Genomic DNA, 24,874 nt, shown 5'->3' with positions numbered 1-24,874 from the left:
CGAAGCCTTTGTGGGGTTGGTGGAAACGACCGCATTGCGGCCTCGCATCCGGCCCCCTATCTATGCGGTGAACGGGCGTAAACCGCTCTTGCGCCATCAGAACAAATCTGGAACAAACCTCTCCCATGAGTCTCACCCACATCAAGGTTCGCGGCGCGCGCGAGCATAATCTCAAAGGCGTCGATGTCGACCTGCCGCGCGACGCGCTGATCGTCATCACCGGCCTGTCAGGCAGCGGCAAATCGTCGCTCGCCTTCGACACCATCTATGCCGAGGGCCAAAGGCGCTACGTCGAGAGCCTGTCGGCCTATGCGCGCCAGTTTCTCGAGATGATGCAGAAGCCCGATGTCGAGCATATCGACGGGCTGTCGCCGGCGATCAGCATCGAGCAGAAGACGACGAGCCGGAATCCGCGCTCGACCGTCGCGACGGTGACCGAAATCTACGACTATATGCGCCTGCTCTGGGCGCGCGTCGGCATCCCCTATTCGCCCGCGACGGGCGAGCCGATTTCGGCGCAGACAGTCAGCCAGATGGTCGATCGCGTGATGGAATTGCCCGAGGGCACGCGCGCCTATCTGCTCGCGCCCGTCGTGCGGGGCCGCAAGGGCGAGTATAAAAAGGAACTCGCGCAGTGGCAGAAGGACGGCTTCACGCGCGTCCGCCTCGACGGCGAGTTTTACGAGATCGGCGACGCGCCGGCGCTCGACAAGAAATACAAGCATGACATTGAGGTGGTCGTCGACCGTGTCGCGGTGCGCGAAGGCCTCGAAACGCGGCTCGCCGACAGCTTCGAGACCGCGCTGAAGCTTGCCGAAGGTCTCGCCTATGTCGACCTCGCCGACGGCCCGGTGCCGGGGCGCGAGGAAGAGGATACCGGCGGGGCGATGAAGGGCGCGGGCATTCCCGCCAACCGTCTGATTTTCTCCGAGAAATTCGCCTGCCCCGTTTCGGGCTTCACGATCGCCGAGATCGAGCCGCGGCTGTTCAGCTTCAACGCGCCGCAGGGCGCCTGCCCCGCGTGCGACGGGCTCGGCGAGCGGCAGGAGTTCGACCCCGATCTCGTCGTGCCGAACCATGCGCTCAGCCTCAAAAAGGGCGCGGTGGTGCCGTGGGCGAAATCGAACCCGCCCTCGCCTTACTATATGCAGGTACTCGAAAGCCTCGGCAAAGCCTATGGCTTCGATCTGACGACGCCCTGGCAGGATTTGCCCGGCGAGGTGCAGTTGATCATCCTCTACGGCAGCGGCGGCAAGCCCGTCGAGCTGACCTTCAAGGACGGCAAACGCACCTATACGACGCACAAGGCGTTCGAGGGTGTCATCGGCAACCTCAACCGCCGCCTGCTGCAGACCGAAAGCGCGTGGATGCGCGAGGAACTGAGCAAATATCAGGCGCCGCATCCTTGCGAGACGTGCCACGGCGCGCGGCTGCGCCCCGAACCGCTCGCGGTGAAGATCGCGGGCGAGAATATCAGCCTGTCGGCGCAGCGGTCGGTCGCCGACGCCCTCGGCTGGTTCAGCACGCTCGACGCGAAGCTGAACGACACGCAGCGACAGATTGCGAAAGCGATCCTGAAAGAGATCAACGAACGCCTCGGTTTCCTCAACAATGTCGGGCTCGACTATCTCAATCTCAACCGCACCAGCGGCACGCTCAGCGGCGGCGAGAGCCAGCGCATCCGCCTCGCCTCGCAGATCGGCAGCGGCCTTTCGGGCGTGCTCTACGTCCTCGACGAGCCGAGCATCGGGCTGCACCAGCGCGACAACGACCGGCTGCTCGCGACGCTGAAGCGCCTCCGCGACCTCGGCAACACCGTCATCGTCGTCGAGCACGACGAGGATGCTATCCGCCACGCCGATTATGTCGTCGACATGGGCCCCGGCGCGGGCGTTCACGGCGGCGAGATCGTCGCCGAGGGGACGCTGGGCGAAGTGCTCGCGAACACGAAGAGCCTGACCGCGGCGTATCTGACCGGCGCAAAGAAGATCGAGGTGCCCAAGCACCGCCGCCCCGGCAACGGCTTCGACCTCGTGCTCAAGGGCGCGCGGGCGAACAATCTGCAGAATGTCACCGCGAAGATCCCGCTCGGCACCTTCACCTGCGTCACCGGCCTGTCGGGCAGCGGCAAGTCGAGCCTGATCATCGACACGCTCTACGCCAGCGCGGCGCGGACGCTCAACGGCGCGCGCATGATCGCGGGGCCGCACGACAGCCTCACCGGGCTCGAACATTGCGACAAGGTGATCGACATCGACCAGTCGCCGATCGGCCGCACCCCGCGCTCGAACCCCGCGACATACACGGGCGCCTTCACGATCATCCGCGACTGGTTCGCGGGGCTGCCCGAAAGCCAGGCGCGCGGGTACAAGCCCGGGCGTTTCAGCTTCAACGTCAAGGGCGGTCGCTGCGAAACCTGCACCGGCGACGGGCTGATCAAGATCGAGATGCACTTCCTGCCCGACGTCTATGTGACGTGCGAGACGTGCCACGGCAAACGCTACAACCGCGAAACGCTCGAGGTGAAGTTCAAGGGGATGAGCATCGCCGACGTGCTCGACATGACGGTCGAGGATGCGGCGGACTTCTTCAAGGCGGTGCCCGCGATCCGCGACAAGATGGCGATGCTCGTCCGCGTCGGGCTCGGTTATATCAAGGTCGGGCAACAGGCGACGACGCTGTCGGGCGGCGAGGCGCAGCGGGTGAAGCTCGCCAAGGAGCTGTCGCGGCGCTCGACCGGACAGACGCTCTACATCCTCGACGAGCCGACCACGGGCCTGCATTTCGAGGATGTGCGCAAGCTGCTCGAAGTGCTGCAACAACTCGTCGAGCAAGGCAACAGCGTCGTGGTGATCGAGCATAATCTCGACGTCATCAAGACCGCCGACTGGATCGTCGACCTCGGCCCCGAAGGCGGGGTCAAGGGCGGCGAAATCGTCGCCGCGGGGACGCCCGAACAGGTGGTGAAGGCGAAGCGCAGCTTCACCGGGCAATATCTGGCGCCGCTGCTGGAGAAATAGCGCGCGGCAGGTTACAGACGGCGCACGACAGCGGGAGTTTCATGCGATGCCCCTCGATCCTGTGCACCTTGCCCTTCCCATCCTCGCGGCGCTGGCCGCGGCGGAGCCCCCGCCCCCCGCCGCACCGGCTTCGCCCGAAGCGGCGCTTGAGGCTTATGTCGGCGGACTGCGCAGCGGGCGCGTCGAGGTGCTGGAGGCGCTGTTCCTGCCCGACGGGCAGTTTTGCACGCTGGCGCGCGACGGCGCGGCACCGATCGGGTGCCGGCGCTTCGCCGAGGTGCTCGGCGACTGGGCGGCGCGGCCCGATCCGGCCGCCACCGGGCGCATCCTCGACCGCCACGACGCGACGCCGTCGATGAGCGCGGTCACCTATGAACTGCATTTCGGCGGCGATCTCTATATCGACCAGCTGCTGCTCTATCGCACCGATGCCGGGTGGCGCGTCGTCGCCAAGACCACCGCGGTCCAGTGATCCCCGCCGGACCGGGCGCGACACCGCCGACGGCGGGTCGATCGCGATCAACATTCGCCGGGTCGGCTCCATCCCGCGATGGCGCGCGCACGCAATATCATTCCAAAGTTGTCAAACTTGTCATTCCCCTCCGGTATAATGATACCCGCCGAGCGGAAATCGACGAGGTTGATGCCCCCGACCGTGTGTGCGCGAGGGACGCTGGCACGGACTTGCGGTTGCCGACGATGCGAAAGAGCGGCGGGCACGCTGGCACGGCGCGATAATGTAGGACAGCGCTTTTTTCTCGAAGCCCTCCCGCTTGCGGGAGGGGTTTGGGGAGGGGCTGTAGAGCATTCCGCCCACGCGCGATTGGGACATGCCCTCCCCCGACCCCTCCCATAAATGGGAGGGGAGATTTACCCCATCAGCGTCGCGGTGATATCCTCGGCGGCATGGATGCGGATCGCGGGCGGCTCGGGCGAGAGCGCACGCATCTCCGCGACGAAGGCGCGCGATGCGGGCAGCGCGAAATGGGCGCGGACCGCATCGACACTCTCCTATTCCTCGACGAAGACGAGGCGCAGGTCGTTTTCGACATCGACATGGCAATGATGCGTCAGACACCCCGGTTCGATGCGGGACCGCGCGCTATGCTCGGCGCCGAGCGCGATCATGCGCTCGCGATGCTCGGGGGTGAGGATGGCGTGGCCGGTGATGAGGATCATCGTCTTGCCTTTTCTTTCACAAGTTGGTGGACGTAAACGGATGTCGCATGTTAGTTTTATTCATCCAGTTTGGATGGCATATCATTCAAAATGATTGAAGTTTCGTTCTCTCAATGTTCTAGACATGGAGCAGTTATGGAGAGAGCCTATGGAGCATCCCCTCGCATTGAGAGCACTCGCACATTTTGACGATCTGTTTCCTATCGACGTTCAGGAACCGCAACGATCGGGCAATATCATCGACCAGATTTCGTCGTTCGCCGACTTTGGTGCACGAACCGAGCGGATCGATGAAGCGGGCATCCCGTATCTGATCAACGAGTTCTGGACGTCGGGTCAACGAAAGGCTCATTCGATCCATGAGGTAAGCTATCGAGCCTGCTTCAAGCCCCAACTACCAGAATTCTTCATTAGTCGCGCTACGGCAGCCGGCGATCATGTTCTAGATCCGTTCATGGGTCGCGGAACCACCCCGGTTCAAGCCGCGTTGATGGGCCGCCGACCTCTCGGCAACGATGTGAATCCGTTGTCAAGGCTGCTGACCCGTCCCAGATTGCGAGTGCCGCCGCTTTCCGAAGTGGCGGCCGCGCTTCGATCAATCAACTGGTCCGTCCCTTGTGAAGTTCGCGACGATCTGTTGGCCTTTTATCATCCCCAGACTCTCCGGCACATCTGCGTTCTCAGGGAACATTTATTGCAGGTTGCTCCGTTGGATAATCATTGCCCTGATCCAGTTTGGGATTGGATTCGAATGGTCGCGATCAATCGGTTGACCGGTCACTCCAACGGATTTTTCTCTGTTTACTCGTTGCCACCTAATCAGGCGGTCAGCATATCATCGCAACTGAAGATCAATGAAAAACGGAACCAAACGCCTGTTGTGCGTGACATTACGGCGTTGATTCTCAAAAAGTCGCGATCGCTGCTACGAGATTGCCCGCCATCCCCAATTTGCGACTTTGATCTGTTATGTGGCCAAGCGGAATATTTGCCTACCATCGCCGATGCGTCGGTCGCCCTGACCGTCACGTCACCGCCTTTCCTTGACGTCGTCCAATATGCTGATGACAACTGGTTGCGGTGCTGGTTCGCGGGAATTGACGTCGAAGCTATTTCGATTTCGATGCACAAAGGCGAATTGGCATGGCGCAACATGGTGCGATCCGTTTTGATCGAACAGGCGCGCGTTTTGAAGTCGAAAGGCTTGGTCGCGTTTGAGGTTGGTGAGGTCCGAAACGGAAAGGTCCTCTTGGAGCGCCTCGTTTGGGAGGCTGCCGAAGGGCTGCCATTTAAGCGGCTCGGCGTGATGATCAACCAGCAAGAGTTTACGAAGACAGCGAATTGCTGGGGCGTCGGAAACAACAATAAGGGGACTAACACAAACCGAATTGTCCTTTTGCAGCGTCATTAAAGACAAAGGTGATTCGACTCTTCCCGTGATCAGTCCTAATCCGCCCTTCTGAGCGGAGGGCTATATGGACAATATGTTTGAAATCGAATTTGACTGCGCACAACTCGCGCAGGCGTTTGGCGTGCAGCCAGAAGATGTCCATGAATTCATGACCGATGGTCGTCGTGCGTCATTCATCATAGAACGTAGATTGAAATGGGCACATGAAGGTTGGGATCTGGCACCGACCGAGGGCGCTGGATATGATTTGCGCGCGCCGGACGGAGGACTTTGGGAGGTGCGTTCGATCACAAGGGGTGGTGTCTATTTCAATCCATCGGCCCAGGTTGGGAAAGGCCGCTATTTTGAGGAAGCAGGATTCCTCGCTAAGCTCCAGAACATTCGAGGCTACATTCTTTCCGACATTACTTTATTTCCAAGTGTGCCGATCTACGTAGTCCCGGTAGCCAATGTGGAGCGTTGGTATAGAGCAGGGATACTCGGCAAGAACGCGAAAGTATCAAGAAACACCTTCGTCAATTCGCTCTTGGAAGACATCGTCCACCCGTAAAAGATGCTAGGGCATTCGACACGGCCGGATCATGACACTTCCATGACACCCCCTGTCACAAACACGTCACACAAAACCCCCATTGGGCACCCAGCGAGTCGCCGCGGGGGTGGCGGCTTGGTTCGGTAACGACCCTCGACAGGATTTTTCGATGCTGCAGAAATTCGCTACCAAGATGCTCGGCGTCGCTGGCGCCGCCACATGCGCGCTGGCGCTGTCCGCGTGTCAGGATCAGGCGTCTTCGGGCGGCGGTGCGCGCGCTTATATCAGCGCGGTCGGGTCCTCGACCGTCTACCCCTTTGCCACCACGGTTGGCGAGAAGTTCGCCGAGGCGACGGGCAACAAGACGCCGAAGATCGACAGCACAGGCACCGGCGGCGGCTTCGAGCGCTTTTGCGCCGGCGTTGGCGGCGACACGCCCGACATCGCGAACGCATCGCGCCGCATGAAGAAGAAGGAATATGACAGCTGCGTCGCGAACGGCGTGAAGGACATCGTCGAAGTCCAGATCGGCATCGATGGCATCGCGCTGGGTGAGGCGGCGCGCGGTCCGGGTTTCGAGCTGACCGAGGAAGACGTCTATAAGGCGCTCGCGGCGAACCCCTATGGCAAGCCCAACACCGCGAAGACGTGGAAGGACGTGAACCCGGCGCTGCCCGCGGTCGCGATCTCGGTCTTTGGTCCGCCGTCGACGAGCGGCACTTATGACGCGTTCAAGGAGCTGATCCTCGGCACCGGCTGCGACGCCAATGCCGAAATGAAGGCGCTGAAGGACAGCGACAAGGACAAGCATGAGGCGGTGTGCACGACGCTGCGCGGTTCGCCCTATTATGTCGAGCAGGGCGAGAATGATAACCTCATCATCTCGAAGCTCGACAAGAACCCGACCAGCCTCGGCATCTTTGGCTTCAGCTATCTCGATGCGAACAAGGACAAGATCAAGGCGGTTCCGGTGCAGGGCGTCGCGCCGACCTATGCGGCGATCGCCGACGGCAGCTATCCCGGTTCGCGCCCGCTCTACATCTATGTGAAGAAGGCGCATGTCGGTGTCGTCCCCGGGCTCGCCGAATATGTCGCCGAGTTCCTGAAGGGCGCGGCCGACGGCGGTTACCTCAACGCCAAGGGGCTGATCGTGTCGCCGAAAGCGATCGCCGACACCGCGGCGGCGAACGGCAAGAATATGACCGCGCTGGATGGTGCGGAACTGAAGTAAGTTTCCTCCCGCTGGTGGCCGGGCGGGTTCGCCCTGTCCGGCCGCCGTTTTTTCTGACGTTGGACTCCCCTTCCCCGTTCGTGCTGAGCTTGTCGAAGCACCGTCCTTTTTCCTCTTCGGTTGAAGACAAGAACGGCCCCCTTCGACTGACTTGTCAGTCGCTCAGGACAGGCTTCGACAAGCTCAGGGCGAATGGAATTGGGGACAGGTTAAGAGACGCATGTGACCTTCAACGCCGCCGCCCTTTTGCTTTTGATCGCAGGCCTTGCCCTGATCGGCTGGCTCGCCGGCCGGGCGCGGTCGAACCTGCTCGCCGGGCGCGCGCAGGCGAAGCTGCACTCGCGCCCGCAATATCATGGCTGGTATGTCGCGCTGTGGCTGTTCGCGCCCGCGGCGCTGTTCCTTGCCGTCTGGTCGTCGGTGTCGCCCGCGCTGATCACCAATCAGGTGCTGACGACCGAAGCGGCGCAGAGCCTGCCCGAATTCGGGTTCGAGCGCGGCGCGATATTGTCCGACGCGCGCAATGTCGCGCAAGGGCGGCAGGCCGAGGTGCGGCTGCCCGCCGCGGCGCCGCTGGTGAAGCCCTATTCGCAAGCGAGCCACAAATATGCGTGGATCGGCATCGCGGCGATGCTGGCGCTGGCGCTCGCGGGCGGGCTTTATGCCTTCACGCGCATCCGCCCCGATTTCCGCGCGCGGAGCCGCGTCGAAAAGATCGTGATGATGCTGTTGCTGCTCGCATCGCTCGTCGCGATCCTGACGACCTTCGGCATCGTGCTGTCGCTGCTCTTTGAATCGATCCGTTTCTTCCGCCTCGTCTCGCCCGCCGAATTGCTGGTCGGGACGACGTGGGCGCCGACGAGCGGCGCGCCGCAGCCCGACACCTTCGGCGGCATTCCGCTGTTCTGGGGCACCGTGCTGATCGGCGCGATCATCGCGATGATCGTCGCGATCCCGATCGGGATGATGACCGCGGTCTACCTCACCCAATATGCCGCGCCCGCGGTGCGCAAATGGGTGAAGCCCTTGCTCGAGATCCTCGCGGGCGTACCGACGGTCGTTTACGGCTATTTCGCCGCGCTGACGGTGGCGCCGGCGCTGCGCGAGTTCGCGGTGATGCTGGGCATTCCCAACGCCTCGACCGAAAGCGCGCTCGCCGCGGGGATCGTGATGGGGGTGATGATCATCCCCTTCGTCTCCTCGATGGCCGACGACAGCATCAACGCGGTGCCGCAGGCGATGCGCGACGGCAGCCTTGCCTTGGGGGCAACGCCGAACGAGACGATCCGTCAGGTGCTGATCCCCGCCGCGCTTCCGGGCGTGATGGGTGGCATATTGCTCGCGGTCAGCCGCGCGATCGGCGAGACGATGATCGTGGTGATGGCGGCGGGCCTGTCGGCGAATATGACCGCCAACCCCTTTGCCAGCGTCACCACCGTAACCGCGCAGATCGTGAAATTGCTCACCGGCGATCAGGAGTTCGACAGCGCCAAGACGCTCGCAGCCTTCGCGCTCGGGCTCGTGCTCTTCCTCGTCACGCTGCTGCTCAACATCGTCGCGCTGCGCATCGTCAAGAAATATCGGGAAGCATATGAATAGGGAAACTTCCCCCACCGACTGGAAGGGCGCGGCGATGCAGAAGCGCATCGCGGGCCGCTACGCCGCCGAGCGCCGCTTCAAGCTGATGGGGCTGGGCGCGGTGCTGCTATCGGGGGCGTTCCTCGCCTTCCTGCTGTTCGTGATGGTCGGCAACGGCGCGCGCGGCTTTACCTATACGCATGTCGCGGTGCCGGTTGATTTCAAGGCGATGCCGCTGACGATCGACAAAGCGCGGCTGGGCGATGCCGACGCCGATCAGGTGATCGCGAACGCGGGGCTGGCCGACATCGTCGCCTTTGCCGCCGACGAGGCGCTGGGCGACGGCGGGTCGGCGCTGATCAGCGAAAATGCGTGGAAGGAAGTGCGCAGCGCGATCAAGGCCGATCCCGAATTGCTCGACGGCGAGACGCTGTTCGAACTGCCCGCGTCGAGCGAAGTCGATATGGCCGCGAAGGATGGCGGCAAGGGCGCGCTCGGCGCGCGGGTCGATGCGCTGGAGAAGGACGGCAAGCTGTCGACCGGCATCCACTGGGCCTTCTTCAAGAATGCTGACGCCACCGACCCCGCGGTCGCGGGGATCTGGGGTGCATTGAAGGGATCGGTGCTGACGATCTTCATCGCCTTTCTGATCGCCTTTCCGACCGGCGTGCTCGCGGCGCTCTATCTGGAAGAATATGCACCGAAGAACCGCTGGACCGACCTCATCGAAGTGTCGATCAACAACCTGGCCGCGGTGCCCTCGATCATCTTCGGCCTGCTCGCGCTCGCGGTGTTCATCAACTGGTTCGGCCTGTGTCAGGCGAGCCCGCTCGTCGGCGGGCTGACGCTCGCGCTGATGACGATGCCGGTGATCGTGATCGCCAGCCGCAACGCGATCAAGTCGGTGCCGCCGTCGATCCGCGATGCTGCGCTGGGCGTGGGCGCGAGCCCCGTGCAGGTGGTGTTCCATCATGTCTTGCCGCTCGCGCTGCCCGGAATCCTCACCGGCACGATCATCGGCATGGCGCGCGCGCTGGGTGAGACCGCGCCGCTGCTCCTCGTCGGGATGCGCGCCTTTATCGGCGACGTGCCCGGCGGCATCTGCTCGCCCTCGACCGTGCTGCCGATGCAGATCTTCCTCTGGTCGGACGAAGTCGACCGGGGCTTTGTCGAGAAAACCTCCGCCGCGATCATCGTGCTGCTTATCGTGCTCCTGTCGATGAACGCCTTTGCGATCTATCTTCGCAACAAATTCGAAAAACGCTGGTGAATATGACCCAAGACGATCTCACTATCGCCGACCCCAAGATGCGCGCGCAGGGCGTCAACGTCTTTTACGGCGAGAAACAGGCGATCAACGATGTGTCGATCGACGTCGGCACCGACCTCGTCACCGCGTTCATCGGCCCGTCGGGCTGCGGCAAGTCGACCTTTCTGCGCTCGCTGAACCGCATGAACGACACCGTCGCGAGCGCGAAGGTCACGGGGCGGATCGAGCTTGACGGCGAGGATATTTACGCGCCGTCGATGGACGTCGTGCAGCTCCGCGCGCGCGTCGGCATGGTGTTCCAGAAACCGAACCCCTTTCCCAAGTCGATCTATGACAATGTCGGTTACGGTCCGCGCATCCACGGCCTCGCGCCGTCGAAGGCCGAGCTCGACGTCATCGTCGAGCGCGCGCTGGTGCGCGCCGGCCTGTGGGACGAGGTCAAGGACCGGCTGGGCGAAAGCGGCACCGCGCTGTCGGGCGGCCAGCAGCAGCGCCTGTGCATCGCGCGCGCGATCGCGGTCGACCCCGAAGTCATTTTGATGGACGAGCCCTGTTCGGCGCTCGACCCGATCGCCACCGCGAAAATCGAGGAGCTGATCCACGAGCTGCGCGGCAAATATGCGATCGTGATCGTCACGCACAATATGCAGCAGGCGGCCCGCGTGTCGCAGCGCACCGCCTTTTTCCACCTCGGGACGTTGGTCGAGTACGGCAAGACCACCGACATCTTCACCAACCCGCGGCAGGAACGCACCAAGGACTATATCACGGGCCGCTACGGTTGATCCGTAGCGCATTAGGACGAAAACGATGGCACTAACGAATGATCATACGGTCAAAGCCTTCGACGAGGACCTCAACCGCCTGCGCGGGCTGATCAGCGAGATGGGCGGGCGCGCCGAACAGGCGCTGCTCCAGGCGATGACCGCGCTCAGCAAGGGCGACCTCGACCTCGCGGCGCAAGTCGTGCGCGACGACAAGAAGATCGACGCGCTGGAAGCCGAAGTCGAGCAGCTCGCGGTGCAGACGATTGCGCTCCGCGCCCCGATGGCCGACGATTTGCGCGAGATGATCGCGGCGCTGAAGATCGTGTCGGTCGTCGAACGCATCGGCGACTATGCGAAGAACATCGCCAAGCGCGTTGCGCTGATGGACCAGACGCGGTCGATCGAGGCGATCCCGCTCCTCACCTCGATGTCGTCGATCGTCGTCGAGCTGATCCACGACGCGCTCGACAGCTTCGCCGCGCGCGACGCCGAACTCGCGGTGCGCGTGACGGTGCGCGACAAGAATGTCGACGATTTCTACAACAGCATCTTTCGCACGCTCGTCACCTTCATGATGGAAAATCCGAAATATATCTCGGAAAGCGCGCATTTGCTGTTCGTCGCCAAGAACCTCGAACGCATGGGCGACCATGCGACCAACATCGCCGAGATGGTCCATTATGTCGTCACCGGCGAGCGGATGGAGGAACGCGAGCGCGGCGAACAGCCCGAAGATGGCGCCGCGGAGCAGGAGCAAGGCTGATGCCGCAGCCCGACCTTCTGCTGATCGAGGATGACGAGGCGATCGCCGAGCTCATCGTCTGGCATTTCGCGCGCGAGGGCTTTTCGGTCCGCCAGACCCCCGACGGCGAACAGGCGCTGATCCTCGTCGAGGAACGCGTTCCCGATATCGTCCTGCTCGACTGGATGATCGAGAGCCTGCCGGGGATCGAGGTTTGCCGGCGCCTCCGCCGCAATCCCAAATCGGCGAATGTCCCGATCATCATGCTCACCGCACGCGGCGAGGAAGAGGACCGCATCCGCGGCCTCGAAACCGGCGCCGACGATTATGTCACCAAACCGTTCAGCCCGCGCGAGCTGGTGGCGCGCGTGTCGGCGGTGCTCCGCCGCCTGCGCCCCGCGCTCGCCGGCGAGATGCTGACCTATGCCGACATCGAACTCGACTCGGTCGCGCACAAGGTGGTGCGGGGTGGCCAGATCGTCGCGATGGGGCCGACCGAATTCCGCCTGCTCCGCCATTTCATGGAGCATCCGGGCCGCGTCTTCTCGCGCGGGCAATTGCTCGACAGCGTCTGGGGTCAGGACAGCGACATCGAGCTCAGGACCGTCGACGTCCATATCCGGCGGCTGCGCAAGGCGATCAACCTGCCGGGCACGAGCGACATCATCCGCACGGTGCGCTCGGCGGGTTATGCGCTGGATGCGGGAAAGAGCGTTTGATCGGAGCGGGCTGACCTGTCTTTCATCGTCACCCCGGACTTGATCCGGGGTCCATGACTTCGGCGCGGCGGTGGATCCCGGATCAAGTGCGGGATGACGAGATTGGAAGATGGTAGCTTCCCACCCCAAAGCCGCCGATGCTCAGAAGTCGAGTTGGGTCCGCAGCCCGAACACGTCTGCCGAATAATCGCGGTCGCCCGTTGCGCTGGCGATCGCGGCGTCGTCGATCTGGACCCGGCCATAGTTGGCGATCACGCGGACATAGTCGATCGGCGCCCACATCACCCCCAGCAATGCGATGCGCTGGCGTCCGCCGACAATCGCACCGTCGTTGAGGTCGAGGTAATCGTAGCGCGCATTGATCTCGATCGCCCCAATCCCGCCTTCGGTGATCGGTTTCGACGGCCTTAGCCGGTCGAACGATCCATCCTTGTAACTGCGGCTGTCGCCGGGGGTCAGCAACATGCCGACTTCCGCATAGCCGCCGAAGAAGGTCGGGTCGGCAAGGCCGGGGCGCTTCATCGTCTGCCAGAAGGCTTCGCCCGACGCATGGAACGGCCCCGACACCAACGCAGCCTCCAGCCCATAGCCGTTCTCTCCCGTGGCGCTGATGTCGCCGGTATCGACCAGACGCACGTCGGTCGTGTGGACAAAGGGCCGGGCGCGATAGCGCGCGGTCGACGACAGGTCGTTGAAATCGCGAAAATGGACCGACCCGCCCAGATGAAGCTGGGTTTTGCCGAACTTGGGCATCCACACCAGGCGCCCGTCGGCGCTGATGCTGTTGTTCTTATCGTCCAGAAGACTGTTGGCATCGTCACCAAAGACGCCCGCCTGTGCGAGGAGCTGCTTTCCCTTATATTGGGCTCCCACGCCAACGCGGCGTTCAAAACCAAAGGCCGGCACAAAGGCGGCACGCTCGGTAAAGCTGGTGAACAAATCGCTCGTCACGTCTTCGAGCGAGGTAAAGTGTCTGACGTGCCCCATCGTGACCGACCATGGTCCTTTGCCATAAGTCAGGTATACGTCGGTCAGTTCGGCCGAACCACCGGCGAAATCGGCTTCCAGCCGGTACGAAAAACCGCCCGGAATCTTGCCATCGACGCCCAGAAACACCCGGCGGATTTCGCTCGTCAAACCGCCACGCGTTCCCAGCACGCCCGCGGGCGCGTCGATGCCCGCCATGTCGAACTGCATGCGGCCGCGCGGTTTGAAACTCCAGCCATCGGCGGTCTTCAATTCGGGTGCCCCCTTCCAGCTTATCTCGGTCGCGGGCTTGGCGGTGACCGATGGCGGCGTCGGCGTGGGAAGCGGAGCGGGCGCAGGCTCGGCGGTCGCCGCATCGAGCCGCGCTTCGAGCGTCTGGACCTGCGCTTTCAAAGCCGCAAGTTCGGCCCGCAGCGCCGCGGCTTCCTCGGCGGTCATCGCCTGCGCATGTGCCACCCCCGGCAGGCTGAACATCGACGTCGCCAGCAGGGCGGTGGTGAGGGCACGGCGCATGAACGAAGCTCCATTGGGAAAGGGTCACGGGTTCGTGGCGCTAATATTGCTGGTATATGACAATCCGGCGTCACCAAAATGACAATTTGGCGACAAAGCTCTTTTTTCCGGCGTGGTCATCCCCCTTGCCTGCCCCGAACGAACGGCTAAGGACGGTCGCGTTTTCATTGACAACCCTTCACCCCTTTTCCGGGAGACCATCATGACGATCAAATTTGACGGCCGCGTTGCCATTGTCACCGGCGCCGGCGGCGGCCTTGGCCGCGCCTATGCGCTCGAACTCGCCCGGCGCGGCGCCAAAGTCGTCGTCAACGACCTCGGCGGATCGCGCGACGGCACCGGCCATTCGGACGCCGCGCTGCAGGTCGTCGAGGAAATCCGCGCCGCCGGCGGCACCGCCATGTCCAACGGCGGCAGCGTCACCGAATATGAGCAGATGGTCGAAATGGTCGCCAAGGCGAAGGAAGAATGGGGCGGCGTCCACGTCCTGATCAACAACGCCGGCATCCTGCGCGACAAGAGCTTCGCCAAGATGGAGCCCGCCGATTTCGACCTGGTGCTGAAGGTGCATGTCAGCGGCAGCGCCAACGTCACCAAGGCATGCTGGGACCTGATGCGTGAGCAGGCCTATGGCCGCATCCTGATGACCGCCTCGTCGACCGGCCTTTACGGCAATTTCGGGCAGGCGAATTACGGCGCGGCGAAGCTGGGGCTCGCGGGGCTGACCAAGACACTCCACCTCGAAGGCGCGAAATATAATATCCGCTGCAACACGATCGCGCCCGTCGCGGGCACGCGCATGACCGAAGACATTTTCCCGGCCGAGCTGTTCGAGAAGTTCACGCCCGAGAATGTCGTCCCCGCCGCGCTCTATCTGGTCAGCGAGGATGCGCCGACCAACATGATCGTCGGCGCGGGCGCGGGCGCGTTCCACGCCGCCTATGTCACCATGACCCCCGGCGTCGCGCTCCCCGAAGGCGAACGCACTCCCGAGGGCGTCGCGGCCGCGTGGGAGAAGATCATCGACCGCAATGGCGAGACCGTGCCGCAGTCAGGCAGCGAACAGTCGATGAACGTCATGAAGGCATTGATGGCGCTGGGCTGAGCCTGATACACTCCCGCATGAGGGGCGCCGGGGGCGGCGCGCCCCATGCGGGGGAATGACATGGCCGAAATGGGGCTGGCCGAAGGCATCGACCTTTTGGCGCGACGGGCGAAGATCGTGAAGGCGCTGCTGGTAGCGGGCCTGTTGTCGCTGATCGCGATGCTCGTCGGCGAGATCGCTGAACTCCAGGGACTGATCAACCTGGACAATGCCGATCTGGACAATGCCGAGGGTCTTTACGCCGCGGTTCTGCTCGCCAACTGGCTGATCCTGATCCTTACCTATGTCGTTTTCGGGATGTGGATCTATCGCGCCGCGGCCAATGTCGACGCGGCGTCGGTTCCGGGTTTCCGCTATACGCCCGGCTGGGCCGTCGGCTGGCATTTCGTTCCGATCGCCAACTTCTTCAAACCCTTTGGCGCGATGCGCCAGATTTGGAACGCCAGCCACGGCAACGAGACGGGCGACCTCGATCGCGGCAACGGCTTTCTCACCCTCTGGTGGGCTTGCTGGATCATCACCTCGATCGTAGCCAACTATGTATTCCGGCTCAGCCTGAAGGCCGATACGGCGGAGGAATTCCGTAGTGTGCTTGAGCTCGAAATACTTTCATCTGTGGTCAGCCTGGCGCTCTATCCGCTCGCCTATCGACTGGTCGACCGAACCACGCGCGCGCAGCAGGAACGGCTGACCTCGGCGCATATCTTCGCCTGATTTATCGTATTGCAACACTAACACAGTCCTGCTAAAAGCACTTTGGGGCAAGGGGATCGGACAGAAGGACGACCCCGATGTATAGTGAAAGCGACCTGCAAGCCGCGGTCGATGCGAAGGTTCTGACACCGGAGGCTGCAACGGCGTTCCGGTCGCATATCGCGTCGGTTCGCGCCACCCCCGGAGCGGACGAGGAATCATTCCGCCTCATCACCGGCTTCAACGATATTTTCGTCAGCATCGCGGCGGTCATCCTGCTCGTCGCGGTCGGGTGGATCGGCGCGTCGATCCACACCGCGCTCGGCGGCGCCTTCGTCGCGGCGTCGGCCTGGTTCCTCGCCGAATATTTTACCCGCAAACGCCGCATGGCGCTCCCCAGCATCGTGCTCGTCCTCGCCTTTTCGGGCGGGGTCTTCGCGACGATGGTCGGTTTCCTCGTCCGCCATGGCGAGGTTATTTTCGGGCATAGCCCCAGCGAAACCGTCGGCGCGATCCTGGTCGGCGCGATGGCGCTGATCACCGCCGCGGCGACCTGGGCGCACTGGAAACGCTTCATGGTGCCGATCACCGTCGCCGCCGGCACCGCCGCGCTCGCCGCCACGGCCGTGGCCCTCGTGCTCGCGATCACCGGAATGCCCAGCCCCGATGGCACGCTGCCGATGATCCTCGTGCTCATCGCCGGGATCGGCGTCTTCGCGCTCGCCATGTGGTGGGACCGCAGCGACCGGGTGCGCCAGACGCGCCGCAGCGACGTCGCCTTCTGGCTCCACCTGCTCGCCGCGCCGATGATTGCGCATCCGGTGTTCCATCTGCTCGGCGTCACCGACGGCAGCGACATCGGCAGCGGCGCCGCGGTGCTGGTGATCGGCGTCTATATCGTCTTCGGTCTCATCGCACTCGCTATCGACCGCCGCGCGCTGCTCGTCTCGGCGCTCGCCTATGTGCTCTTCGCGATGACGCAGCTGTTCCGCACCTTCGGCGCGGTCGAGCTCAATGTCGCGCTGACCGCCTTCGTCATCGGATCGGCGCTGCTGCTGCTTTCGGCCTTCTGGCAGAATGCACGCGCGGTCGTCGTCGGCGTGCTGCCCGACGATCTGGCGAACCAGCTGCCCGCGACCGTCCGTACCGCCGGCGTCGCGGCGCAGGGATAGGAAGAACCCGCAGCACACCGGCTTCCACCTTGCGAGCCGGTTTTCTAGGGCCCCGGCCAAACGGCCGGGGCCCTTTTTATCGTCCCCGTTTCGGTCGCCAGTGCCGAGAAACGATTCGCCCCCTTGCCTGAACGGTGAGGCACGGTAAGAGAAGCGCGGATCCGCAGGGCTCAGCATCCTGTGGACCGTGCTTTCGCCTACGCCGCAACGGCAAGGCGTTCCTGCACCCCAGCAACACGGCACGGACGGGCGGGTCCGGGTCAAGGAATGTGCCCCTCTCCCAGGTGAAGCGATGACACCGCCGAATATCTTGATGGTGGAGGATGATCCTCCGATCCGAACCCTGACCGCGCGCGCGCTCCAGGAACATGGTTATATCGTCCGCACCGCCGGCACCGCGCCGCAGATGTGGGACGCACTGCGGGCGGCGCCCGCCGACCTGCTGCTCCTCGACATCATGCTGCCCGGCACGTCGGGGATCGACATCTGCCGCGAAGTCCGGCGGACGAGCGACGTTCCGATCATCTTCCTGTCGGCGAAAGGGACCGAGACCGACCGAATCGTCGGGCTCGAGCTCGGCGCCGACGATTATCTCGCGAAGCCGTTCGGGGTTCGCGAACTCGTCGCGCGCGTACGCGCCGTGCTGCGGCGCCACGCGATCGAGCGGCCGGTGGCGGACCGCGAGCGCGGCCTGATCCGCTTCAACGACTGGACCGCCGATCTGCCCCGGCGTCAGCTGACCTCGCCCGATGGCGCCGCGGTCGAACTGACCGGCGCCGAGTTCGACCTGCTCGTCAGCCTGTGCGACAATGCCCAGCGCGTCATCGCGCGCGAACGGCTGATCGAATTGTCGCGCACCCGGCTGGGCGACAGCTCGGACCGCAGCATCGACGTGCTCATCAGCCGCCTGCGGCGCAAATTGTCGAGCTCCGGCAAGCCGGCACCGATCATGACCGTCCGCGGCATCGGCTATATGCTCAACGTCCCCGTGGAGCGGCTTTGAGCCTGTTCGAAAAGCGCGGGTTCGGCCTGTTCGGACAGATCGTCGCGATCCTGTTCGCCGCGGTGCTGCTCGAAAGTGCCGCGAGCATGTTCCTATACGAACGCGCGAGCCAGTTTTCGATCAACGGCGACAAGGCGCGGCGGCTTGCCGAACATCTCGTCCTGTCGGGCAAGCTGATCGAGGAAGCGCCGCGGTCGCAGCGCGACACGGTGGCGTCCGAACTGACGACCACCCGCTATCATCTCGTCTGGCAGGAACGGCTGGTCAATCCGCCGCCGGTGTCGCCCAAGCTCAACCAGATCACGCGGCAGATCCTCGACTGGGAACCCGAAATACAGGAACGCGACCTGCGCCTCTATCTCCAGTCGCCGGGACTCCACAGCACGATTTCGGGCGCGATCCGGCTGAACGACGGGAGCTGGGTGAGTTTCAGCGCACGCGACCATGTCCGCAAGCTCGACCTGACATTGTTCCGCACCTTGCAGACGCTGGTTCCGGCGATCGCGCTCGTGCTGCTCGCCAGCTTGCTCATCCGCCATACGCTCCGCCCTATGCGCGATTTGACGCGCGCGGCCGAGACGCTCGGCAAGCGCGATTTCGTTGACGTCCCGTTGCGCGGTCCTGCGGAGGTCCGGAAGGTCATCGACGCTTTCAACGACATGCAGCACCGTATCACCGCGATGATCGCCGATCGCACCCAGGCGCTGGCGGCGGTCGGGCATGACTTCCGCACGCCGCTGGCGCGGCTGCGGCTGCGCGCCGACAGCGTCGCGGATCCGTCGGTCTCGCTCGCGATGGAGCAGGATATCGGCGAGATGGAGCGCATGATCGACTCGCTGCTCGCTTATCTCTCGGGCGATATCGACGATCCGACCGAACCCGTGGCGCCGACCGACATCGCGGTGATGTGCGCGACCGCCGCCGACGAGGCGAGCGACCGTGGGCATCGCGTCCGCTATGCCGGGCCCGATCATCTGGTGCTTTCGGTGCATGGCATCGCGATCAAGCGCGCGCTCCTCAACCTCGTCGGCAATGCGCTGCGCTTCGGGAACGAGATCGAGGTACGGCTGCGCAGCGGCGACCGAAGGATCGAAATTGAGGTCGCCGACGACGGCCCCGGCATCCCCGAACATCTGCGCGAAGAAGCGGTGCAGCCGTTCGCGCGGCTCGACAGCGCGCGGGCGCGCGACACCGGGGGTTTCGGGCTCGGCCTGTCGATCGTCGACCGCATTGCCCGGATGCACGGCGGCTCGCTGGAGCTTGGGCAGAGCCATCTCGGGGGTTTGGCCGCACGCCTGCGTCTGCCCGCCGCCTGAGCAACATTTCGTTACATTAACGCTGCACCGCAGCAAAGTTCGATCGCCATGTGCGTGAAACCAACCAGCAAGGAGTGGTTTCATGAACGATCTGATCGGACGCGTGTTCGATTTCGAAAAGCGCGTCTTCCCCAGCCGCAACGACCTGTTCGCCAAGCTTGTCGCCGACGGCCAGAGCCCGAAGGCGCTGATGATCTCCTGCGCGGACAGCCGCGTGGCGCCCGAACATGTCATGCAGGCCGAACCCGGAGACATGTTCGTCTGCCGCAACGCCGGCAACATCGTCCCGCCCTTTGCGACGCAAAATGGCGGCGTGTCGTCGACGGTCGAATATGCCGTCGCGGCGCTCGGCGTGCGCGACATCATCGTCTGCGGCCATTCGGACTGCGGCGCGATGAAGGCGCTGATGAACCCGCACATGATGGAAGGCATGCCGAATGTCGCCGCCTGGCTGCGCCATAGCCATGCCGCTGAACATGTCGTGCGGTCGGGCTATGCCGACCTCGACGATGCCGGCCTCGTCCGCGCCGCGAGCCTCGAGAATATCGTCGTCCAGCTTGCGCACCTGCGCACCCATCCGTCGGTCGCCGCGGGTATCGCGCGCGGCGAGATTTCGCTGCACGGCTGGTTCGTCGACATTCACCTCGGCGAGGTAATGGGTCTCGACGGCGCCAGCGGGCAGTTCGTTCCGATCCGCGCCAACGAGCCCCTGCCCGTCGCGCTCGCCGCGGCGCAGCGCCTCGCGATGCACCAGCGCCCGGCGCAGGCGGCCTGAACATGGCGAGCCAGGCTCTCCCCGCCAGCTCGGCCAGCGGCTTTTCGCGCGATTTCGCGGCGTCGATCGTCGTGTTTCTCGTCGCGATGCCGCTGTGCATGGGCATCGCCGTCGCATCCGGCCTCCCGCCCGAAAAAGGCCTGATGACAGGCATCATCGGCGGGATCGTCGTCGGCATGATCGCCGGTTCTCCCCTCCAGGTCAGCGGCCCCGCCGCTGGCCTCGCGGTGATCGTGTTCGAACTCGTCCGCACGCAGGGGATGGAGGCGCTCGGCCCCATCCTGCTCATCGCGGGCGCCGTCCAGCTTATCGCGGGCGTGGCGAAACTCGGCGGCTGGTTCCGCGCGATTTCGCCCGCGGTCGTCCACGGCATGCTCGCGGGCATCGGCGTGTTGATCGTCATCGGCCAGTTCCACGTCCTGTTCGACGCCAAGCCTCTCGCAAGCGGTCTTGAAAATATCGCCGCGATGCCGGGCCGCCTGCTGGGCATCAACGCGAGCAGTCCCGGCGGCGCCGAACTCGCGCTACTGATCGCCGGCATCACGATCGGCGTCATGCTCGCGTGGGAAAAGTGGCGTCCGGCCTCGATGCACCTCGTCCCCGGCGCGCTGCTCGGCGTCGTCGCGGGCACGGTGATCGCGCTGGTCCTGAACATGAATGTGGCGCGCGTCGAAGTGCCCGATTCGATCCTCTCCGCGATCACCCCGCCGACGGCCTTCGCCAGCTGGCTGACGCCCGAAATCATTGCCGCCGCCATCGCGGTCGCGTTCATCGCCAGTGCCGAGACTTTGCTGTCGGCGGCGGCGGTCGACAAGATGCACGATGGTCCGCGCAGCGATTTCAACAAGGAACTGCGCGCGCAGGGCGTCGGCAACATGCTGTGTGGCGGCGTCGGCGCGCTGCCGATGACGGGCGTCATCGTCCGCAGCTCGGCGAACGTCCAGGCCGGCGCCGTGTCGCGTCGCTCGACGATCATGCACGGTGTCTGGATCCTCGCCTTCGTCGCGCTGCTGCCGTCGGTGATGCGTGCGATGCCGATGGCGACGCTCGGCGCGGTGCTTGTCGTGACCGGCTGGCGGCTGGTCAAGCTCGACCATGCCCGCGAGCTGCTCAAGCATCATGGCGTGCTGCCCGTGGTCATCTGGGCAACGACGCTCGTGCTGGTGGTCGCGGTCGACCTGCTAACCGGCGTGATCGTCGGCATCCTCTTCTCGCTCGTCGAACTCATCCCCCATGTCCGCCGCCTGCGGCTCAAGGTGGATCATTCGGACAATGCGGAAGGGACGCGCGTCAGCCTGTCGGGCTCGGCAACCTTCGTCCAGCTTCCCAAGCTGGAAGACACGCTGGGTTCGATCCCGCGCGACAGGGCGGTCACGATCGACTGCGGCCAGCTGTCGGGGCTCGATCATAGCTGCGCCGAACTGCTGCGCGACTGGGTCGCACGCCGCAAGGCGCATGGCAGTCCGACGGTGCTGCTGGGTGACGACAAAAGGCTGCGGCGCCTCGCGACAGCCTGATCAGAGCTCCCCTACGGGAGGAACGGGTGTGGGTCAGGCGACCAGAGAGAGGCCTGATCCACACTCGCCGTTTCCGGAACAGCGGCGCTTAGTCTCCGACCAGCTTCATCAGCTTGCGTTCGACCGGAGCGAGCACATTCGAAAGCTCGTCCCCGCGTTTCAATATCGCCCCGGCTTCGGAGACAAGGGCCCACATGCCCTGCCGGCTCCGCAAGGCGGGGCGCTTTTCGATGCGATATTCGGGCCGCTCGGCGGCGCGGCGGAAGGCCGAGAAAATGGCGGCGTCGCGGTGGAAATCCATCGCATAATCGCGCCAATGCCCCGCCGCGACCATGCGGCCGTAAAGGTCGAGGATGCGCATCAATTCGGGGCGCTCGAAGCCTGTCTGCAGCGGTGCCGTCCGACCATTCCCGAGCGGCAAAGGCGTAACGGTCCCCATCAGGCCCGGTTCCGGCTCCCTTTGCGCCGCAGCGCTTCGTCATCGGCGGCGGCAAGCTCGCGTTCTTCGAGCAGCGCCGCGAGCTGCTTCTGCATCTGATCGAGCTGGCATTGCAGCAGTTCGACCTTTTGCGTCGCGGGGTCGAAGGTCTCGCTGCACGGCGTGCCATAGGGCACGAATTCGCGGGCATATTCGGTCGCATCGAGCAGGGTCGAGCGCGCCGGAATGCCGACCATCACCGCGCCCTCTGGCACGTCCTTGGTCACCACCGCATTGGCGCCGACGCGGGCGCGCGCGTGGACCGTGACGGGGCCCAGGATCTGCGCCCCCGAACCGACGATCACGTCATTGGCGAGCGTCGGGTGGCGCTTGCCGCCGATGCCGTTCGCGGGATCGGTCCCGCCGAGCGTCACGCCCTGATAGATGGAGACATTGTCGCCGATCTCGGCGGTCTCGCCGATCACGACGCCGAAGCCGTGATCGATAAAGAGATGCTGCCCGATCGTCGCACCCGGATGGATGTCGATCGCGGTCAGGAAGCGCGACAGGTGATTGATGAAACGCGCGAGGAAGAACAGCCGCGCCTCGAAAAGCCAATGCGCGACGCGGTGCATGCCGACCGCGAGCAGCCCCGGGTAGAGCAATATTTCCCAGCGCGACCGCGGTGCGGGATCGCGCGCTTTGATCGAATCGAGATAGGCGACCAGCCCGTTGAACATGCAATGTCCCCTGCGACCCTATTTGTTGCCGCCAAGATAGAGGGTCGGGGACATCATTTCCACCCCCGGCGCGTTTTTCGTCGTCAGCGGCCGAAAAGCCCGATGCGCAGGAGGAGAAGTCCTTCGACGCGCGGATTCCGTTCGCCGTCATGGCTGGCGATCGCCGCAGCCCAGCGATCGAGCATCAGAAGCGCGCGGCTTCCGCCGAAATCGCGGCGCGCCGGCGCTGCTGAATTACGGGCATCGCCCAGCAACTCCCTTGCTTCGGGTTCGGCTTCGACGACGCCGGCGCCCCAAAGCAGGCCCCAGCGCCCGCCGCCGGCCTGCGTGCCGCCGGACAGCGCAAACAGGTGTGCGCCAAAGCTTTCGGACGCGCCACGCCGCTCGGCATCGCTTTCGGCGAGCAGCATCGCCTCCGCCGCATCGACGAGCGCGTCGAGCCCGCCCTGCCCCGCCCAGCTTGCCTGAAGCTCGGCGAGCAGGGGCTCGCCCTTGGGCAACGCCGCCGGGGCGTTCGCGATCATCGCCGCCATGTCGCGCCACCAGGCGAGCTTGATCTGGCCGATCAGCGGCTCGCGCGCGTCGAGCAGCAGCTTGGTCAGCCGCGCGGCGAGGCCCCACAGCGCCGCCATGGCCGCGCGCCTCTCGCGAGGCACCGCAACCATGACGCGCGGATCGCGCATGTCGGGGTAGGCGCTCTGCTCAACCGTCGCCCCCGCGAAGGCGGGGGCCGATGTCGGTTTACTCGGCATGGAAGGGCAAGGCCGATAACGGCCCCCGCCTTCGCGGGGGCGACGGATTAACGATTGAGGACCGCCTTCACCGCCTTCACGACGCGCGGCGTGTCGACGAGCGCGGCCTTTTCGAGATTGTTCGCATAGGGCAGCGGCACATCCTCGTTGCACACGCGCATGACGGGCGCGTCGAGGTCGTCGAAGCCATGCTCCATCGCGATCATCGCGAGTTCGCTGGCGATCGAGCAAACCGGCCAGCCTTCCTCCACGACCACGAGATGGTTCGTCTTCTTGAGGCTGGCGAGCACCGTCGCGGTGTCGAGCGGGCGCAGCGTGCGCAGGTCGATCACCTCGGCGTCGATGCCCTCGCCCGCCAGCTGGTCGGCGGCTTCGAGCGCGAGCCCGGCGCCGATCGAGTAACTGACGACGGTGACGTCGCTGCCCTGACGCATGATCCGCGCCTTGCCGATCGGCAGGACGAAATCCTCGATCTCGGGAACCTCGAAACTGCGGCCATAGAGCAGCTCGTTTTCGAGGAAGACGACGGGATCCTCGGTCCGGATCGCCGCCTTCATCAGCCCCTTGGCGTCGGCGGCGTCGTAGGGCGCGATCACGATCAGCCCCGGGACGCTGGCATACCAGGGGCCGTAATTCTGGCTATGCTGCGCGCCGACGCGTGCCGCGGCGCCGTTGGGACCGCGGAACACGATCGGACAGCGCATCTGGCCGCCCGACATATAGTTGGTCTTCGCCGCCGAGTTGATGATGTGGTCGATCGCCTGCATCGCGAAGTTGAAGGTCATGAACTCGATGATCGGCTTCAGACCGCCCATCGCCGCGCCCGCGCCGAGGCCGGCGAAACCATATTCGGTGATCGGGGTGTCGACGACGCGCTGTGCGCCGAATTCCTGCAGCAGACCCTGCGTGACCTTGTACGCGCCCTGATATTCGGCGACTTCCTCGCCCATCACGAAGACGCGGTCGTCCGCCCGCATTTCCTCGGCCATCGCGTCGCGCAAGGCTTCGCGGACGGTGAGCTTCACCATCGCGGTGCCCTCGGGAATCGCGGGGTCGGAGGCGCGTTCGGTAGCGGCGGGTTTCTCGGCAGCGAGTGCGGGGGTCGGAGCGGGAGCCGGAGCAGGAGCTTCGGCCTTGGGTTCCTCGGCCGCGGCGGGCGCCGGAGCCGCGGCAGGCGCCGCCGCTTCCTCACCCTCGCTGGTGATCGTCGCGATCACGGTGCCGACTTTCACATTGTCGGTGCCCTCGGCGACCAGGATCTGGCCGATCGTGCCCTCATCAATGGCTTCAAATTCCATCGTCGCCTTGTCGGTTTCGATCTCGGCGAGGATGTCGCCCGACTTCACCGTGTCGCCTTCCTTGACGAGCCACTTGGCGAGCGTGCCTTCTTCCATCGTCGGCGACAGCGCCGGCATCTTCAATTCGATGGCCATC

The 24,874-nt window shown here is 64.4% G+C and carries 23 protein-coding genes; 17 read left to right on the top strand and 6 right to left on the bottom strand.

What is annotated here, in order from left to right:
- Positions 1-125: 125 nt before the first annotated feature.
- Both uvrA and VFG17_RS14670 read left to right on the top strand, forming a co-directional pair.
- On the top strand, positions 126-3,020 hold the full coding sequence (gene uvrA, locus VFG17_RS14675) for an excinuclease ABC subunit UvrA (RefSeq protein ID WP_325030117.1): 2,895 nt from the start codon (positions 126-128) through the stop codon (positions 3,018-3,020).
- A 46-nt stretch (positions 3,021-3,066) separates the two neighbouring features.
- Positions 3,067-3,492 (top strand): nuclear transport factor 2 family protein, encoded by a 426-nt coding sequence (locus tag VFG17_RS14670; protein ID WP_325030116.1) that lies wholly within the window; start codon positions 3,067-3,069, stop codon positions 3,490-3,492.
- A gap of 539 nt (positions 3,493-4,031) precedes the next feature.
- Here VFG17_RS14670 and VFG17_RS14665 read toward each other — a convergent pair.
- Positions 4,032-4,199, bottom strand: coding sequence for a hypothetical protein (locus VFG17_RS14665; RefSeq protein WP_325030115.1), 168 nt, complete (start codon positions 4,197-4,199; stop codon positions 4,032-4,034).
- A 148-nt stretch (positions 4,200-4,347) separates the two neighbouring features.
- Here VFG17_RS14665 and VFG17_RS14660 point away from each other — a divergent pair, with 148 nt between their 5' ends.
- From VFG17_RS14660 to phoB, 8 genes are all read left to right on the top strand, one after another.
- Positions 4,348-5,610: a DNA methyltransferase gene (locus VFG17_RS14660; RefSeq protein ID WP_325030114.1), complete on the top strand. Its 1,263-nt coding sequence runs from the start codon at positions 4,348-4,350 to the stop codon at positions 5,608-5,610.
- Positions 5,611-5,674: 64 nt separating this feature from the next.
- Positions 5,675-6,160 (top strand): hypothetical protein, encoded by a 486-nt coding sequence (locus VFG17_RS14655; protein WP_325030113.1) that lies wholly within the window; start codon positions 5,675-5,677, stop codon positions 6,158-6,160.
- A gap of 151 nt (positions 6,161-6,311) precedes the next feature.
- Positions 6,312-7,373 carry a substrate-binding domain-containing protein gene (locus VFG17_RS14650; protein WP_325030112.1) on the top strand — a complete coding sequence of 354 codons (1,062 nt, stop codon included), beginning with the start codon at positions 6,312-6,314 and terminating at the stop codon, positions 7,371-7,373.
- Between the two features lie 222 nt (positions 7,374-7,595).
- Complete coding sequence (gene pstC / locus VFG17_RS14645; RefSeq protein ID WP_325030111.1) at positions 7,596-8,972, top strand: phosphate ABC transporter permease subunit PstC; 1,377 nt, start codon at positions 7,596-7,598, stop codon at positions 8,970-8,972.
- Positions 8,965-10,221 (top strand): phosphate ABC transporter permease PstA, encoded by a 1,257-nt coding sequence (gene pstA / locus VFG17_RS14640; RefSeq protein WP_325030110.1) that lies wholly within the window; start codon positions 8,965-8,967, stop codon positions 10,219-10,221. The genes pstC and pstA overlap by 8 nt, the downstream gene beginning before the upstream one ends.
- 2 nt (positions 10,222-10,223) lie before the next feature.
- Positions 10,224-11,006 (top strand): phosphate ABC transporter ATP-binding protein PstB, encoded by a 783-nt coding sequence (pstB, locus tag VFG17_RS14635; RefSeq protein WP_325030109.1) that lies wholly within the window; start codon positions 10,224-10,226, stop codon positions 11,004-11,006.
- A gap of 25 nt (positions 11,007-11,031) precedes the next feature.
- Complete coding sequence (gene phoU / locus VFG17_RS14630; RefSeq protein WP_325030108.1) at positions 11,032-11,751, top strand: phosphate signaling complex protein PhoU; 720 nt, start codon at positions 11,032-11,034, stop codon at positions 11,749-11,751.
- Complete coding sequence (gene phoB, locus VFG17_RS14625) at positions 11,751-12,449, top strand: phosphate regulon transcriptional regulator PhoB (RefSeq protein WP_325030107.1); 699 nt, start codon at positions 11,751-11,753, stop codon at positions 12,447-12,449. The genes phoU and phoB overlap by 1 nt, the downstream gene beginning before the upstream one ends.
- Positions 12,450-12,590: 141 nt before the next feature.
- Here the strand turns inward: phoB and VFG17_RS14620 are convergent, their stop codons facing one another.
- Complete coding sequence (locus VFG17_RS14620; protein ID WP_325030106.1) at positions 12,591-13,949, bottom strand: OprO/OprP family phosphate-selective porin; 1,359 nt, start codon at positions 13,947-13,949, stop codon at positions 12,591-12,593.
- Between the two features lie 202 nt (positions 13,950-14,151).
- On the opposite strand from VFG17_RS14620, the gene VFG17_RS14615 reads away from it, so the two are divergent.
- The 7 genes from VFG17_RS14615 to VFG17_RS14585 all read left to right on the top strand — a co-directional run bounded on the left by VFG17_RS14615 (position 14,152) and on the right by VFG17_RS14585 (position 21,530).
- On the top strand, positions 14,152-15,054 hold the full coding sequence (locus tag VFG17_RS14615; protein WP_325030105.1) for an SDR family oxidoreductase: 903 nt from the start codon (positions 14,152-14,154) through the stop codon (positions 15,052-15,054).
- Positions 15,055-15,099: 45 nt separating this feature from the next.
- The gene (locus VFG17_RS14610) at positions 15,100-15,768 is read left to right on the top strand and encodes a DUF4328 domain-containing protein (protein WP_325030104.1); all 669 of its coding nucleotides are present in this window, start codon (positions 15,100-15,102) and stop codon (positions 15,766-15,768) included.
- A gap of 77 nt (positions 15,769-15,845) precedes the next feature.
- Complete coding sequence (locus VFG17_RS14605) at positions 15,846-16,919, top strand: hypothetical protein (protein WP_325030103.1); 1,074 nt, start codon at positions 15,846-15,848, stop codon at positions 16,917-16,919.
- Positions 16,920-17,211: 292 nt separating this feature from the next.
- Entirely contained in the window at positions 17,212-17,922 is a 711-nt protein-coding gene (locus VFG17_RS14600; protein WP_325030102.1) for a response regulator transcription factor, read from the top strand.
- On the top strand, positions 17,919-19,238 hold the full coding sequence (locus VFG17_RS14595) for an ATP-binding protein (RefSeq protein ID WP_325030101.1): 1,320 nt from the start codon (positions 17,919-17,921) through the stop codon (positions 19,236-19,238). Before VFG17_RS14600 ends, VFG17_RS14595 begins: the two co-directional genes overlap by 4 nt.
- An 82-nt stretch (positions 19,239-19,320) precedes the next feature.
- A complete protein-coding gene (locus VFG17_RS14590; RefSeq protein ID WP_325030100.1) occupies positions 19,321-20,013 on the top strand; it encodes a carbonic anhydrase in 693 nt (230 codons plus the stop codon).
- Positions 20,014-20,015: 2 nt separating this feature from the next.
- The gene (locus VFG17_RS14585; protein ID WP_325030099.1) at positions 20,016-21,530 is read left to right on the top strand and encodes a SulP family inorganic anion transporter; all 1,515 of its coding nucleotides are present in this window, start codon (positions 20,016-20,018) and stop codon (positions 21,528-21,530) included.
- 88 nt (positions 21,531-21,618) lie between these two features.
- On the opposite strand, the gene VFG17_RS14580 is transcribed toward VFG17_RS14585, so the two are convergent.
- From VFG17_RS14580 to VFG17_RS14565, 4 genes are all read right to left on the bottom strand, one after another.
- Positions 21,619-21,969, bottom strand: a complete 351-nt coding sequence (locus tag VFG17_RS14580) for a DUF2794 domain-containing protein (RefSeq protein WP_325030098.1) — start codon at positions 21,967-21,969, stop codon at positions 21,619-21,621.
- A complete protein-coding gene (gene cysE, locus VFG17_RS14575) occupies positions 21,969-22,688 on the bottom strand; it encodes a serine O-acetyltransferase (protein WP_325030097.1) in 720 nt (239 codons plus the stop codon). Before cysE ends, VFG17_RS14580 begins: the two co-directional genes overlap by 1 nt.
- Before the next feature lie 83 nt (positions 22,689-22,771).
- Positions 22,772-23,320 (bottom strand): hypothetical protein, encoded by a 549-nt coding sequence (locus tag VFG17_RS14570; protein WP_325030096.1) that lies wholly within the window; start codon positions 23,318-23,320, stop codon positions 22,772-22,774.
- Between the two features lie 167 nt (positions 23,321-23,487).
- Entirely contained in the window at positions 23,488-24,873 is a 1,386-nt protein-coding gene (locus VFG17_RS14565; protein ID WP_325030095.1) for a pyruvate dehydrogenase complex E1 component subunit beta, read from the bottom strand.
- Between the last annotated feature and the right edge of the window lies 1 nt (position 24,874).

Origin of the sequence: Sphingopyxis sp., from assembly GCF_035686825.1 — a bacterium.
In the GTDB taxonomy this organism is placed as follows: Bacteria; Pseudomonadota; Alphaproteobacteria; order Sphingomonadales; family Sphingomonadaceae; genus Sphingopyxis.
This window is presented reverse-complemented; position numbering and strand designations above follow the sequence as displayed.